The 14,725-nt window shown below is 34.2% G+C and carries 13 protein-coding genes; 4 read left to right on the plus strand and 9 right to left on the minus strand.

What is annotated here, in order from left to right; genetic code table 11:
* Nucleotides 1-7: 7 nt before the first annotated feature.
* The 4 genes from GJJ64_RS03750 to GJJ64_RS03765 form a co-directional block, all read right to left on the minus strand.
* Nucleotides 8-679, minus strand: coding sequence for a hypothetical protein (locus GJJ64_RS03750; RefSeq protein WP_154286408.1), 672 nt, complete (start codon nucleotides 677-679; stop codon nucleotides 8-10).
* Nucleotides 680-767: 88 nt separating this feature from the next.
* The gene (locus GJJ64_RS03755) at nucleotides 768-2,834 is read right to left on the minus strand and encodes a ComEC/Rec2 family competence protein (protein WP_154286409.1); all 2,067 of its coding nucleotides are present in this window, start codon (nucleotides 2,832-2,834) and stop codon (nucleotides 768-770) included.
* 59 nt (nucleotides 2,835-2,893) lie between these two features.
* The gene (locus GJJ64_RS03760; protein ID WP_154286410.1) at nucleotides 2,894-4,957 is read right to left on the minus strand and encodes a hypothetical protein; all 2,064 of its coding nucleotides are present in this window, start codon (nucleotides 4,955-4,957) and stop codon (nucleotides 2,894-2,896) included.
* Nucleotides 4,947-5,747 (minus strand): PorV/PorQ family protein, encoded by an 801-nt coding sequence (locus tag GJJ64_RS03765; protein ID WP_154286411.1) that lies wholly within the window; start codon nucleotides 5,745-5,747, stop codon nucleotides 4,947-4,949. The genes GJJ64_RS03760 and GJJ64_RS03765 overlap by 11 nt, the downstream gene beginning before the upstream one ends.
* Nucleotides 5,748-5,828: 81 nt before the next feature.
* On the opposite strand from GJJ64_RS03765, the gene GJJ64_RS03770 reads away from it, so the two are divergent.
* Complete coding sequence (locus GJJ64_RS03770) at nucleotides 5,829-6,875, plus strand: metallophosphoesterase (protein WP_154286412.1); 1,047 nt, start codon at nucleotides 5,829-5,831, stop codon at nucleotides 6,873-6,875.
* Here the strand turns inward: GJJ64_RS03770 and GJJ64_RS03775 are convergent.
* From GJJ64_RS03775 to GJJ64_RS03785, 3 genes are read right to left on the minus strand one after another with little or no spacing between them, the layout of a single operon-like run.
* The gene (locus tag GJJ64_RS03775; protein ID WP_154286413.1) at nucleotides 6,849-7,748 is read right to left on the minus strand and encodes a diacylglycerol/lipid kinase family protein; all 900 of its coding nucleotides are present in this window, start codon (nucleotides 7,746-7,748) and stop codon (nucleotides 6,849-6,851) included. The genes GJJ64_RS03770 and GJJ64_RS03775 overlap by 27 nt on opposite strands.
* 45 nt (nucleotides 7,749-7,793) lie before the next feature.
* A complete protein-coding gene (locus GJJ64_RS03780) occupies nucleotides 7,794-8,129 on the minus strand; it encodes a MerR family transcriptional regulator (protein WP_039453233.1) in 336 nt (111 codons plus the stop codon).
* A gap of 32 nt (nucleotides 8,130-8,161) precedes the next feature.
* Nucleotides 8,162-9,130 carry a M23 family metallopeptidase gene (locus GJJ64_RS03785; RefSeq protein ID WP_154286414.1) on the minus strand — a complete coding sequence of 323 codons (969 nt, stop codon included), beginning with the start codon at nucleotides 9,128-9,130 and terminating at the stop codon, nucleotides 8,162-8,164.
* A 145-nt stretch (nucleotides 9,131-9,275) separates the two neighbouring features.
* Between GJJ64_RS03785 and argS the strand changes: the two genes are divergently transcribed.
* From argS to GJJ64_RS17060, 3 genes are all read left to right on the plus strand, one after another.
* Complete coding sequence (gene argS / locus GJJ64_RS03790; protein WP_154286415.1) at nucleotides 9,276-11,051, plus strand: arginine--tRNA ligase; 1,776 nt, start codon at nucleotides 9,276-9,278, stop codon at nucleotides 11,049-11,051.
* Nucleotides 11,052-11,755: 704 nt separating this feature from the next.
* Complete coding sequence (locus tag GJJ64_RS03795) at nucleotides 11,756-12,487, plus strand: hypothetical protein (RefSeq protein WP_154286416.1); 732 nt, start codon at nucleotides 11,756-11,758, stop codon at nucleotides 12,485-12,487.
* A 125-nt stretch (nucleotides 12,488-12,612) separates the two neighbouring features.
* Entirely contained in the window at nucleotides 12,613-12,891 is a 279-nt protein-coding gene (locus GJJ64_RS17060) for a DUF1016 N-terminal domain-containing protein (protein ID WP_394350010.1), read from the plus strand.
* 324 nt (nucleotides 12,892-13,215) lie between these two features.
* On the opposite strand, the gene GJJ64_RS03805 is transcribed toward GJJ64_RS17060, so the two are convergent.
* Both GJJ64_RS03805 and bioD read right to left on the minus strand, forming a co-directional pair.
* Nucleotides 13,216-14,103, minus strand: a complete 888-nt coding sequence (locus tag GJJ64_RS03805) for a 3-hydroxyacyl-CoA dehydrogenase family protein (protein ID WP_154286417.1) — start codon at nucleotides 14,101-14,103, stop codon at nucleotides 13,216-13,218.
* 13 nt (nucleotides 14,104-14,116) lie between these two features.
* Entirely contained in the window at nucleotides 14,117-14,725 is a 609-nt protein-coding gene (bioD, locus tag GJJ64_RS03810; RefSeq protein ID WP_154286418.1) for a dethiobiotin synthase, read from the minus strand.

Raw genomic sequence — 14,725 nt, forward strand, 5'->3', positions numbered from 1 at the left:
AGGAAAATTATCTTCCAGACATACTCATCAACTCTTCCATAGTCATTTGAGTATAACCTTCTGGAATGGTAAGATTTAAGCCTGTTACCGTTTCTGCTTTTAACTCTTTGAAGCTTAACTTAACTTTCATACCGTTCATATTGGTAACAAAAACCAAAGGTGTACCTTCTATTTTGTCTTTAAAAGCTTGGGTAAAGCTATTACTAGGTATTTCCAAATCTTTGGTAGTCCAAATCTCTATTTGATTACCTGTTTGTTTGTCTTTGGCATTGTATTTAATGGTGTTGTATCCTGATATCACTTTACTTTCTGTTGTTTTAGAAAATTCATAATCAGGCATCATTTCTTTTTGTTTTTCGTAATCAGCCTCAGTAAATTTTACTGCAATTTTTTGTTTAGCCATTGGGATATCCATCAACATTAAACCAGTATTGGTTTTGCTGTCTGATGTCATCTGATTGGTCATCATCCCTAAATCCATTACAAATTTGCTTAAGTTTTCTTTGTAATAAATTTTGTATTCTTTTGGAAGCATAGCAGCTGCCATTTGCTGGTCTGGTGGCAAATCATATTCAGCAGCATAGCTGATATACCCTTCATTAACTTTTTGCTGAGCTTGTGTAGCTAAGGACCCTAGGCAGATGAATGCGATAAGACCAAGTGTTATCTTCTTTATCATAAAATTGTTTTTTTTATAATATGAAAATAGTGATTTTATTTTATCAGCACTATTTTTAGCTGAAAATAAGTGCATTTAGACTAAAAAATTATAGGTTTATCTCTAATGCTGGCTTTCTTTTTAAAATATGAGTATAAATTCCATGTTTTTGAGCTTGTTTTGACATAGTTTCTATCTTGTAGTCTTTGTTTTTTCCATCAATAATAAAGCTTTTTGTTTGATATAGTTTTGCTAGCTGAGGTAGATTAAATATTTTATCTCCACTTAAAAGCAGCCAATCATGTTTGGTTTGGTCATCATCTAAGTGCCGCATAATTTTTAAGCTTTTATTTTTGGTCTTGATGATGCTATTATATGCTTGGTTATGGGTATTGATAATTGCCAGTTTGGTAATTCTACAACTATCTAAATAAGGTTTAACAGAAAATTTATAAGTATAATCATCAGGATTTAAATCTGTAAATAAAGTAGCTGTTCTTCCTTTTAGCATCGCAACAGCGGTATTTTTACGTAAGGTAAAGAATATGATTTTTTCTTGTTGTATGTGTTGCAGGGTATGATAACTGTGCATACTGACTAAAACGAGTGTTAAAACAATTATGATTTTTAGCTTTTGGCTAGCAGATACTAGCTTCAATAAAAGCAATAATAAAATGATATACATCAAAATGGTTTCTGTTTGATAAAGCCATATTTGTGTGATATTAGCATGAGGGATTTGTTCTATCAAAATCAAAAACTTATTGGTAAAATAAATGATTTGATTGAGGCATTCGCCTATGATTTCTGCTAAGATTTCTGAAAATGAGGCGATTACTAAAAATCCCAAACCACCATACATAATTACCAAAGCTGGTAAGGCCATATATAAATTGCTGATGATAAAGTACAAAGGGAACTGATGAAAATAATATAAGCTGATAGGTGTAGTGGCTATTTGTGCAGCTATGGATACACTGACGCATTGCCACATCCAATCTAAAATTCTGTTTTGCGGTTGAAAGCATTGGTAAATAATAGGTTGTATATGTACCAAGGCCATCACCGCTAGGAAGGAGAGCTGGAAACCAATATCCATCAAATTAAACGGATTAATGATTAATATAACAAATGCGGCAATGCCTATCACATTAAATATATTGGTTTTAATGGTTTGATATTTGGCAACCAAAATTAGCGAAAGCATTAAAGAAGCTCTTAAAATAGAGGGGGCTAAGCCTGTTATAAGCGCATAAAACCATATTAAACTTAGCATCAGCGTAAGCTTTATAGTTTTTCCGTAAGGTAATTTTTCTAGCGGCTTAAAAAGAAGATTTAAGAGTAATACCACAATAGCCACATGCATGCCAGAAACAGAAAGAATATGTAAAGTACCCGTGTTGGAATAAGCTTGAAGGATTTGCGGGTCTAAATCTGCCCGGTAACCTAAAATTAAGGTAGAAGCAACTGCCTTAGAATCTTCATAAGCCAAATATTTTTTAAACTTTTCTACTTGTTCTTCTCTAAATTTTAAGGCAAAGCTGATGATAGGATTCCCTTTTTCTGATGTAAGTTTAACTGTTTCTTTAAGGTGAATAAAGCTTTGATGATAGATTTGTTTATGCGCTAAAAACCTTTTGTAGTTAAATTCGGCTGGGTTATAGGCGGGTTCTGTTTCTTTAATTTTTGATTTGATGAGTAGTAAATCGCCATACCGATAAGGGAATTTTTTAGTGGTATCATAACGCATGGCTAATAGTAAATTGCCTGATGCTTTTATTAGCTTTTGATTTAATACGTTATTTTTTACCTTAACAGTAAACCTTGCAATATCTCCTTTTAGTTTAGGTTGTTCTGTAACGATAACTATATGATGATTTGCTTGATGCTTAGAAAAATGATGACTGTGATGAATTTCTTTAGAGGAGGTGCAAAAAATAATACCTGTTAAAAGAAATTGAAGTGCAATTAAAAATGTAGGTAAATAATTATATTGATAAAGCTTAAAGCGCTTTGTTATAAATAAGTAGGCGGTTAAGATGAGGATATTACTCGCCCATAAGATAAACCAAAAATTATGTGGTATTAAATCTAGGCCAATAGCCAATGAAATACCAATCACGAAAAACCATAAATACCTAAAAAAAGGAATTTCTCCTTTAAAATATGCTATCATAGGGTAGAAGAATGAATTGATTTTTTGTAGATGAAAAATCAATTCCTATAAACGTTTAATTAAAATTGATACCTAATTTGCACTTTTACTTCTGATCTTAAATTGCCATCTATTTGGTCTAAACCAGAGCCAATAGTTTCTAAATCTGTATAATGTGTAAAACTGTATTTTAACCAAAAATCAACACCTCTTTTTAAGGTATATCTGCCGTTAAGGTAAAATCTTATACCTTTATTTTGCAAGCCTGGGATAGAAAATCCATATAATACATCGTTTTCATAAGCATATATTCTGGTATCAAAACCTTCGGTATTGAAATACGCTATCCTAGCATTTCCTGATAATTTAGAGCTAAGCGGATTATAAAGTACATCCTGATAAAGCAATAAACCATAAGTATTCTGTGTGCTTTCTTTTTTGAACTGCGTAACTTCTGCTCTGTTTCTTAAACTGAAACTCTTGTTGAGAGCATATTGTACCTCAAAACGATAATTTTGTCTTCTAATAGTTTCTAAAGTGTTTATAGGTGTAGTTGCTCCGGAAACATTTTGTTGCTTTTCTTCTATACGATACCTCAGGATAAATTTTGTTGTTCTTTTTGGCGAATATGTAAACTGACTAAAAAGCTCATGCCCTACAGAGGGGGCATCAACCCTAAACCTTAGCCACGGGAACTTAAATAAATCTGTATAAACATTAAACTCATATTTCCTTCCAGATTTATATTGCAAACCACCAAAAAAACCTCGCTCATTAAAGGCTAAGCTACCTTCACTAATTCCTTGGTTAAAATAAGAGTAATAATCTTTCTGATAATTTCTGTGAAATACTAAAGCAGAAATTTGGGGAGTTAAACTAGCAATAGCGCCATTAATAAAAGCAACGCCCGAGTTTACACTATGGGCCAATTCTCCAAATAGGTAAATATTGTTTAGGGTATAATTGTAATGAGCACCTAAATTAGTGAGTCTTCTTCCGGTAAACTCAAATTGGTTATATACAGCGTTTCCGGGTGCAAAATTCTCGCTATAGTTAGATTGATATGCTGTTAAACCAAGTGATAGCTTGCGATAGTTATATTGTAAATTACCTCCTAAAACTAATTGACTAATACGGTTTTTGTTGGCTAACTCGTTTTGGGTACGGTGTAAACCACTTATCTGTAAAGATGTTATTTCTGATAAATTGGTAACTGCATTTAGACTACTTCCTGCATCTAGCCTTCTAAAGGAGATGAAAGGTGTAAAATCAAACCTGCCAAAATTAATTTGCGTAGCTAAACCTCTAAAGAAAGAAAACTCATTGATAGAGGTATAAGGTCTTAAACCTAAATCTTGTTTGGCGATAGAAAATAAATCGGCACCTTTACCAAAGCTTAAACCACTCCATAAGGTTAAACCTTGTCCAAATTGTAAGGAGAAATCACCTAAAACAATTTTTTTAAATTTAGATACATCTTTAACATATAAACTGGCCGATACAAAATCTGGTCCTATAGACCTACCTTGGGTAGTCCAAAACTGCTCGCCTGCATCTTTATCTAAGTTTAAAGAAAACTGCAGGTTATTAAGGTAATTAAATCTGTAACGAGTAAAAACACGGTCTGGGGTGCCCAAGTAGCGTGAGCGACCAGTTTCTTCTGGTATGTTGAAGCCTGCTTGTTCTTCTAAAATACGTCCGTATCTTACAATTAAATCACTCCGGCCTTCTTTCTTTAAATTAGCCCAATTGAAGTTTTCAAAGCCGGTGGGCGAGTTTATACTGCTAAAATTCAATAAAGTTCTTATGGTTTGTAAATCAAAACCATCAATACTTTGAAGTTCTAAAATATCAATGAGTTTACCATTAACAGCGATATGGTCTAGCAAGTTGCTAATTTGTAAAGGATTTAAAAATACCAGTTCCTGCAACTCATCTCTACTGGCTTTATTAAGGTTTAGCGGGTTTCTACGATAAAAATTTAAACGCTCTACAAGCTCTGTATAATCAAAATCTTCTGATTGATTTTCGGCAATAACTTCTAGTATGTATTCAATGATAGGGTCGTTAGATTGCTGTGCCTGGAGTCCAAGACTTAGGCAAAGAAATCCCGTTAGGAGTAAAATTTTAATTCTAGAAAGCATATCCAAGAGCAATTTGAGGTGAATAGCCTAGTATAGGGTGCGAGCTGATAGCAAAATCAAGATTTATTTTTTGATAAAGGATGCCAAAACCACCAAACTGCTGAAAAGTATTAACAGATGTACCACCTCTTAAAGCCAAAAATGGGGCAATCTTATATTCTAAGCCAGTTTTAAAATCTAGCTTTCCATCTACAACTTGTTCAATTTCTGAAGTGACTAAAAGTTTATCTGTAAAAGTATAACTAGCTCCAATTTGATATAAAGCAGGTAGGGTATTACTTTCTGTTTCTGTATATTGGCTTTTGTTAGGGTTGGCTGCATGTGCTGCTACCCAAAAATTTTTAAATACTTGATATTGGAATCCCACTTGAAAGCTAAAAGTGCTAGTATTACCATAATTTTGAATGCTTAGCTGGTGATAGTTAAGTGTTAAGGCTGTTGAAAAATTTTCGCCAAAAGCTTTGGCTAAACTAAGGCCCGATTTTAGCTCTTGATACACTGGCGAACCATAAGATTGAAATGATGCTCCTAAGCTGTATTTTTTTAAAGGAATTACTACAGCCGCAGATTTAGTGCTTAGTTCTTTTACAGAAAATCTGTTTTCATAAGCAATGGCAAAAGCAGTATTTTCAATTGAAGTAATGCCAGCAGCGTTATTTTTAAGTGTCCAGATGTCTTGCATTGCAACGCCTGCATTTGCCATAGCCTGAATACGCGGACCGTTTAGATTTTGGGCAAAAACAGTGCAAGAAAATAGTGTAAAAATGAGAGTAGTGTAAAATTTTATCATCCATATTAAGTTGACGGATTGAAAATAGTAAAATGCTCGATAAAAAGTGAAAAAATTAATAAGAACGGCAATAATTTTCTAATGCTTAATAATAATTTAACATTTGAGGTACTTTTAATAGGAGATTCTGGTAATATTAGCAGAAATAAACCTGATGCTGCCTTAGAATTACTTAAAAATCATTTGCCACAGCATGAAAACTCTGCTGTTATTTTTCTTGGAGATAATATTTACCCCAATGGACTACCAGCACCAGGTACCATTTTGAGAGAAGATGCAGAAACAGTACTCAAAAAGCATCATGATGCTTTAAAAGATTATAAAGGCAAGGTTGTTTTTATATCGGGTAATCACGATTGGAATAAAGGAAAAGCCAATGGTTTAGCCTTTGTTTTAAGGCAAGAAGAATACCTAAAGCAATTGTTTGATGATAAATTTTCTTATTTACCACCTCTGGGTTGTCCGGGGCCATCAGAAGTTATTTTAAATGATGATTTGGTGCTGATAGCCATTAATACGCAATGGTGGGTGCAAAAAGGAGTGAGGCCTATTGGCAAACAATATGGCTGTGATGTAGAGAACGAAGCGCAATTTTTTACTAAGCTAGAGCAACTTTTAAGCAAACATCAATCAAAGAAAATTTTAGTCATAGGGCATTACCCTATTTATAGTTATTCTTTACATGGCGGGAAATATAAGCTTAAGCATCATTTATTTCCGTTCACTTTATATAAAAAGAAAGCCTATTTGCCACTGCCTTTTGTAGGTTCTTTATTGCCACTTTACCGTAAATATGTTGGGGCTAGGGAAGATTTAGCTCATCCAAGATTTAAAATTTTAAGAAAGCGTTTAAAAGAGATATTTAGAAAATACCCGGGTTTAATTTATGCAGCCGGGCATGAGCATAATCTGCAATACATAGAAAAATACCATAACCATTACATTGTAAGTGGTGCAGCATCAAAAGCTACCTATGTTTTAGATGGTAAATATTCTAGGTTTGGGATATCTGGAAAAGGATTTTTTAAACTTAGGCTTTATAAAAATATGAAGATTAAAACAGAGGTTTTAATTACAGATAAAGACAACCCTTTGGGCGAGTTAGTCTATCAAGGTTGGATAGTTTAAATGAGCAGGTATAATCACTTGTAAAGCAGCAGGTAAACAAGTTAAGTTAATTTCTTTTGTTCTACCTATTACCTCGCCATCTATTTGTAAAAGTGTTCTTCTCTTACTTCTTATGATAGCTTTTTTACAGCTAATGGTTTCAAAATAAGCCGAATAATTCAGTCGGTTTCTAAACATTTTTATAGCAATAGAAAACAAGTGGATTTTAGCAAAAGGTTTAATAATGCAAATCTCAAACAAGCCATCGTTAAGTTTTCCTTCCGGATTAATGACTGCACCTGTACCATAGCGGGTAGCATTAGCAAAAGTTAAAGAAACAGCTTTTACTTTTCTGGTTTTCTCTTCTGTTTCTATCAAAAAGCTTCTGGATTTGATGAAGAAAATCTCGTTAAATAAATGCTTAGCATAGGTTATCAATCCGCGTTTACGATCTAACTGAAACCTTTTTACAATTCTTGCATTTAGGCCAACATCAGCTAAATGGGCTGATATATTTTGGTTAATGCTTAATAAATCAATGGTGACTGTTTTTCCGGTTTGTAGTAATTTGATACATTCATCCGCAGCAGCGGGCATATTAAATTCTTTAGCCATACCATTGGCAGATCCATTGGGGATAATCAATAATTTAATAGGTGTATTTTTGATGATACTTGCTACCAAATTAACTGTTCCGTCACCTCCGGCGGCAGCCACAATAGCTGGTTCATATTGCTGAATAGCGCTTTTAATACCTTGTTCAGGATTATCTCCTAAATAATAGATGTGAAATTTGTAGTTTAGTTGCTTACTTAAATCAACAATAATGTCTTTAAGATTAGTTGGTTTATCATCACCTGCTTTATGGTTTATAATAAACAAGATATTCTGCATCGTGGGCTTTTTTACGAAGAATGATAAACAAGAATCATACCCGCTTTATAGCTCTTCATTAAGGTTAAGCATAAAAGCTTTTAATTTTTCTAAAGAGTCTATAATCTTTTGGTTTTCAGCAACTTCATTTCTGTTACCTTTCATGTAGTCTTTAGCTCCCTGTAAGGTAAAACCTTTATCTTTTATGAGGTGGAATATGATTTTTAAGTTCTCAATATCTTCTGGCCTAAATAAACGATTGCCCTTAGCGTTTTTCTTAGGTTGCAGTATTTCAAATTCCTTTTCGTAGAATCTAATCATTGATGTATTTACCTGAAACATATCTGCAACTTCACCTATTGGGTAATACAGCTTGTTTATTTCTTTCTCTTTATAAGGCATTTTTAATGATATTGATGAAATGAAAATCAAAATTAATCAAAAGATTGGTTTTCTCTTGATGCTACTTCTAACATGGCCATATATTCTGATGGTGTTAAATCGTTAAAGAAGAAATTAATAGGATTAATAGGTTTACCACCTTTATAAACTTCATAATGCAGGTGTGGCCCGGTAGAAGCGCCAGTATTTCCTACATAACCAATAATATCGCCACGCTTAACTCTTTGTCCTTTCTTAACTTTAAACCTGCTCATGTGTGCATATTTGGTAGAATAACCGTAACCATGACTAATAATTACCCTGTTGCCATAGCCTCTTTCATTACCAACTGCTGCTATATAACCATCGCCAGTAGCATAAATAGGAGTGCCAATTGGAGCGGTAAAATCCATACCTTCATGCATTTTTCTAATTTTATAGATAGGATGTATCCGATACCCAAAACCAGAAATAGCACCTTTTAACTTCCTGCTATCCACAGGTTGTACAGCAGGGATAGAAGCCATCATTTTTTCTTTAGAATTTACAGCTTTTGCCAGCTCATCATAAGATTTTGATTGTACGTAAAGCTGTTTAGAAAGAATATCAACTTTTTTAGTAGCCTCAATCATCAGGTTGGCATAGTCGTAATTTTCTAGGTTTTTATATCTGTTTATCCCACCAAAACCAGCATTTCTAACTTCTTTAGGTATCGGCTCTGCCTCAAAAATGACGCGGTAAATATTGTCATCTCGCTCTTGCAAATCATCCACAACAGCATTCAATTGCTTTAAACGATCTTGTAAAATCTCGTATTGTAAGCTCAATTGGTTAATCTCTCTTTTCAATTGCTTTTCCTTTGGCGAATCAAAAAAAGTATAAGCAAAGGCAATAATAATGAAAGAGAACACCAATGCGGTAGAAATAAAACCTAGTGCTTTTAAAACTTTAATCCCAAGACTAAGCCTTACCTTTTCATATTTAAGGGTTTGGGTATTAAAATAGTATTTCGTTTTTGCCATTTCTGATTTATTGTAGCTAGCATGAGCATGCGCTATCTTTCAAATTTAATTAAAATATTGAAAACGTATCAATTTGTGAAAAGGTATAAGGCTAAGATTTATGCGCTAAATTCGCTAACATTTAATATTTGATTATTTTTGCCCCATGAATTTTTTACCAGCAGCCATAAGCCAAGCTTTCAAAGCTTTATTTGATATTGAAATTGCAACAGCACAAATTAGTTTAGAACAAACTAAGAAAGAATTTGAAGGTCATTTTACTTTGGTTGTTTTCCCTTTTGTAAGACAAACAAAAAAATCTCCGGAACAAACGGCAGCCGCTATTGGCGAATATTTAAAAAACAATTACCCAGAAGTTGCAGATTTTAATGTGATAAAAGGCTTTTTAAATATTGTTTTAGCCGATGCTTTTTGGTTAAATGTTTTGCAAAATGATATCGCCAAAGCAGGGTTTGGAAGTGTTTCTCCAAATGGTAAAAAGGTAATGGTAGAATATTCATCGCCAAACACCAATAAGCCATTACACTTAGGACACGTTAGAAATAATCTTTTGGGTTATGCCGTTGCCGAGGTTTTAAAAGCCAATGGTTACGAGGTCACCAAAGCCAATTTGGTTAACGATAGGGGAATACATATCTGTAAATCTATGTTGGCATGGCAAAAATTTGGTGCTGGTGAAACGCCACAATCATCTGGTTTAAAAGGCGACCATTTGGTGGGTAAATACTATGTTATTTTTGATAAAGAATATAAAAAGGAGATAGATGCTTTAAAACAAGCTGGTAAAACAGAAGACGAAGCTAAAAAAGAAGCCCCTTTAATGAAAGAAGCCCAGGCTATGCTGCTAAAATGGGAAGAAGGAGATGAGGCCGTAATCTCTTTATGGAAAACCATGAATGGCTGGGTTTATGAAGGTTTTGATAGCACTTACCGCAAACTTGGGGTAGATTTTGATAAATATTATTACGAGTCTAATACCTACTTATTAGGTAAAGATATAGTTGAAGAAGGTTTGGCTAAAGGTGTTTTCTTTCAAAAAGAAGACGGCTCTGTATGGATAGATTTAACCAGCGATGGCTTAGATGAGAAATTGGTTCGTAGGTCTGATGGTACTTCGGTTTACATTACCCAAGATTTAGGAACAGCACAGTTAAAATACGATGAATTTGGTGTAGATAAATCTATTTATGTAGTTGGAAATGAGCAAGATTACCATTTTAAAGTGCTATTCTTAATCTTAAATAAATTGGGTAAAACCTGGGCCGATGGTTTATACCACCTTTCTTATGGCATGGTAGATTTACCTAGCGGTAAAATGAAATCAAGAGAAGGTACTGTGGTTGATGCTGATGACTTGATACGTGAAATGGAAGATACCGCCAGAGAAAAAACAGAAGCCTTAGGCAAAGTAGACCATTTTAGCGATGAAGAAAAAGCTAAATTGTTCTATATGATAGGTATGGGTGCTTTAAAATACTTCTTACTAAAAGTAGAACCTAAGAAACGCCTTTTATTTGACCCTAACGAGTCTATAGATTTCCAGGGAAATACAGGGCCTTTTATACAGTATACACATGCCAGAATACGTTCTGTAGTAAATAAAGCTAATTTTAACGAAGAAGCTACAACAGCTTTCCAAAACATCAATAGTTTAAAAGAAACCGAATCTGAATTGATACAGATTTTAAGTCGTTACCCACAGGTTTTAGCTGTAGCTGCCAGAGATTATAACCCGGCAGCCATGGCCAATTACGCTTATGAGCTTGCAAAAAGCTATAATAAATTCTACCAAACAGAAAGCATTTTAAAAGTAGAAGAGGAAGATATTAAAAACTTTAGACTATTACTTTCTTATCATACTGCCTTAACCATTAAAAAAGCAATGGGTTTATTAGGTATTGATGTTCCCGAAAGGATGTAGAGGGGGATTCAGTTGTTGGTTGTCTGTTGCCGGTTTCCAGTTATGGGTGGTGAGTTTTATTGATTGATTGATTGATTGATTGATTGATTGATTTTTGAATGAGTGAATGCTTGAAGACAAGTTTCCTGTTTTTGATTTTTACTTTTGAATCAGTTATCAGTTGATAGTTTTGAGTTCTGGGTGGTGAGTTGGCAGTTTTTTAATTTTTAATTTTTCCTTTTGAATTTTCACTTTTGAATTTTTCCTTTTTAATTTTTCCTTTTTCCTTTTGAATTATATTTAACCACAGAGTTCGCAAAGAACACAAAGCTGGGCGGAGAACTTCATGATTGATTAACTACGGTATTAAACGCCAAGCTAGGTTTACGGCTTTTAGGAAACTCCGAGAACTCTGTGCCTCCGTGGTTAAAAATACTATTCTACAGATTGGTAAGCTTCCGTTTTATTAGGCATTGGGTGTCTATAATTTTGACTTTCAATAAATATTTACTTATTTAGAATTAAATCTACTTCATGAAAAATACCCATGAGATTTGATAACAAATTATATTTAATAGAATTAAATAATAATATACAAGGTGTACGTATACCACTGCTTTATGTTGTATTTGTGCAACTTTATGGGATATATATACTAGTTAGCGACAAGTTTAACGTACCGCAAAAGCATAACTTAAACCGACAGTAACACATTGAACAAAATCTTGATTCGTAACATTAACAAGCGAAATGCCTTAATAGTAATTGGCATCAATTTTCTCTTACTCCTTATTTATTACATTGCTCATACTCATATACAACATTTAAGGTTCGCTACATTTTCGTTAACAATCTTAATTCTTCCATTTATACTAGGTGGTTCTCTTTATTTACTGAAAAAAATCTACTCTTGGAAATTGACTTTTTATAGTGCTTTAGTAATTACTTTGCCTCTAAGTTTGTTTATATTGTATGCTTATAAGTCATCAGATGTTACTGATTTATATTTTGACGAAAACAATATTCACCCTCAACAGTGGACAGCTGAAGAAAAAGTAAGAAAATTTATCCTTAACAACGCTGCCTTCCCGAATTCTTACCATTCAATTAAATTTGGGAATTTATCAAAAGACCAAATTTATAAAGCCGATAAGAGTTACGATTTAAACATTTTAAAGAATGAATTAGACAGAGATCCAAGGTCAACTTTAGATGAAATTTTAAATACTAATACAAAGCAAAAGTTAGACGATATAAGCTATTCCATAACACATACATATGAGTTGGCTGACAATAGTGGTGTAAAACATAGATGCCAGTCACATATTACATTTGACAGCGTCATGACAGTAGTTTTCTTAGTCAATAATGAAGATTTTTTAGTTAAGCTGTGGAATGAAAAAAATTATAAATCAACAAGTTGGGAGAAGCAATATGGAAAGCAAACCAGCCGCTAACAACGGGTTTAAAAAATTGCGGGTGACGTGGTTTTACTTCCTACATCTTAATTCATTAAGTTTGTACGGGCAGACCAATTTTTGCTTTCTATGCCTTTGCAACACAAATTTGCAAAAACGTTAGAATCGGTAAACACATCGTTGAATTTGAGCAAGGCGGTAAGGAAAAAGCAGCGTATGGAACTTTTCTATTTGAACAACTTTCCAAAGATTTAACTCGACTTTACGGAAAGGGATTTAGTAGAGCTAACTTGTTGTATATGAGAAAGCTTTATTTAAACTTTCCAAAAAGTGAGACACTGTCTAACGTATTGAGTTGGAGCCACTATTTTGAGATTCTACGTTCCGACAACAAACTTGAAATCAGCTTCTACACTAAACAAGCCTCAATGGCGCAAGAATGAAGACCTAGGCAAGCGGGCAAAGGCTTCTTGTGCCGCCATATAGCGTAGATACTTTAATATTTTGCATAGATTACCCATCATTATTTTGACCACTAACCTAAATGACACTATCTCTTTTCTTAACCCTAGCACCAAACCTACGAACATAAACCGGGGCGAGGGCGGTACCCCGCAGGACATTTGAAGCTTCTGCGGAAAATGGACGAGGAGTAAAGCAAAGCACCGGACTAGCCCTTTAATAGCTGCAATAGCCCTGCTTTTCTAAATAAAAAACAGCTTTTATGGTTTATTGATGTTGTTTTGGTGTAAGAAACGCTATAAGAACTACCTAAACTTCTCGGCCACTACTAAATCTTTAGTGCCATGTTGGTAATTATAAAAACCTTCGCCAGATTTAACGCCTTTTTTACCTGAAGTTACCATGTTTACCAAAAGCGGACATGGTGCATATTTAGGATTTCCAAAGCCTTCGTGTAATACTTTAAGGATGGCCAGGCAAACATCTAAGCCAATAAAATCTGCCAGTTGAAGTGGCCCCATAGGATGAGCCATGCCCAATTTCATCACAGTATCAATTTCTGTAACGCCTGCAACGCCTTCATACAAAGTATAAATAGCTTCATTTATCATGGGCATTAAAATCCTGTTGGCAACAAAACCGGGATAATCATTCACCTCGACAGGTATTTTATCTAGCTGCTGGGCAAGTGCCATGATTTTTGCAGTGGTATCGGCAGAGGTTGCATAGCCATTAATGACTTCTACCAGTTTCATCACCGGTACTGGATTCATGAAATGCATACCAATAACTTTGTCTTGCCTTTGCGTAACGGCTGCAATTTGGGTGATAGCTATGGAAGAAGTATTGCTGGCTAAAATGGCTTCTGGCTTGGCATATTTATCAAGCTCTTGAAATATTTTCTCTTTTAAAATAGCATTTTCTGTGGCTGCTTCTACTACCAAATCTACATCTTTTACAGCCTCGGCTAGGTTGGTATAGGTAGTAATATTTGCTAAAGTTTGCTGTTTATCTGCTTCTGTAATGAGGTTTTTAGCTATCTGCCTGTCTAAATTTTTAGCTATAGTAGCGAGGGCTTTTGTTAAGGCATTGGCTTGTACATCTACCAAAGCAACTTTAAACTGATGTTGTGCAAAGCTATGTGCTATGCCATTTCCCATGGTACCAGAACCAATAACTGCAATACTTTTCATGTGCAAAAAAGGTTTATAATGTGAGGTGTTTCCCTGCTTCTTTAACGCTGTTTTTATCTAAATTGTTTAGCACCGGGATAGTTCCTAAATGTTTAAGCTTGGTATATTGGGTAATATAAGCTTCAGAATCTGGATTATGACCATTAAAAAGAATACCTTTTACAGGGATGTTTCTGCTTTTTAACAATTCGTAACTTAAGAGTGTATGGTTAATGCTGCCTAAATAATGTTGAGATACTAAAATTACTTCTGCTTTTAGCTGAGCTATTAAATCTACTATCAAAAACTGCTGATTTAGCGGAACCATTAAGCCACCAGCGCCCTCAATAACTAAGGTGTTTTGCGTTTCTGGTACTTTAATAGTGTTGATGTTTATTTCAATACCATCTAAACGGGCTGATAAATGTGGCGAAAGAGGCTGTGTAAGTTTGTAAACTTCTGGATGAAAATAAGTTTTATCGTTACTTACCAATTGTTTAACGGTGATGGTATCAGAATTTTCTAAATCTCCTGATTGTATGGGTTTCCAATAATCGGCTTTTAAATGCTCTGTTACGATGGCTGATGTTACGGTTTTCCCTACGCCTGTGCCTATACCTGTGATAAAAATGGGTTTCAACAT

The organism is Pedobacter puniceum, assembly GCF_009674685.1.
Lineage (GTDB): Bacteria > Bacteroidota > Bacteroidia > Sphingobacteriales > Sphingobacteriaceae > Pseudopedobacter > Pseudopedobacter puniceum.

Coding starts and splice junctions, on each gene's coding strand:
- GJJ64_RS03755 (WP_154286409.1), bottom strand. CDS start 2,834: ATGATAGCATATTTTAAAGGAGAAATTCCTTTTTTTAGGTATTTATGG.
- GJJ64_RS03750 (WP_154286408.1), bottom strand. CDS start 679: ATGATAAAGAAGATAACACTTGGTCTTATCGCATTCATCTGCCTAGGG.
- GJJ64_RS03785 (WP_154286414.1), bottom strand. CDS start 9,130: ATGGCAAAAACGAAATACTATTTTAATACCCAAACCCTTAAATATGAA.
- GJJ64_RS03770 (WP_154286412.1), top strand. CDS start 5,829: ATGCTTAATAATAATTTAACATTTGAGGTACTTTTAATAGGAGATTCT.
- GJJ64_RS03760 (WP_154286410.1), bottom strand. CDS start 4,957: ATGCTTTCTAGAATTAAAATTTTACTCCTAACGGGATTTCTTTGCCTA.
- argS (WP_154286415.1), top strand. CDS start 9,276: ATGAATTTTTTACCAGCAGCCATAAGCCAAGCTTTCAAAGCTTTATTT.
- GJJ64_RS03780 (WP_039453233.1), bottom strand. CDS start 8,129: ATGCCTTATAAAGAGAAAGAAATAAACAAGCTGTATTACCCAATAGGT.
- GJJ64_RS03765 (WP_154286411.1), bottom strand. CDS start 5,747: ATGATAAAATTTTACACTACTCTCATTTTTACACTATTTTCTTGCACT.
- GJJ64_RS03805 (WP_154286417.1), bottom strand. CDS start 14,103: ATGAAAAGTATTGCAGTTATTGGTTCTGGTACCATGGGAAATGGCATA.
- bioD (WP_154286418.1), bottom strand. CDS start 14,725: ATGTTGAAACCCATTTTTATCACAGGTATAGGCACAGGCGTAGGGAAA.
- GJJ64_RS03775 (WP_154286413.1), bottom strand. CDS start 7,748: ATGCAGAATATCTTGTTTATTATAAACCATAAAGCAGGTGATGATAAA.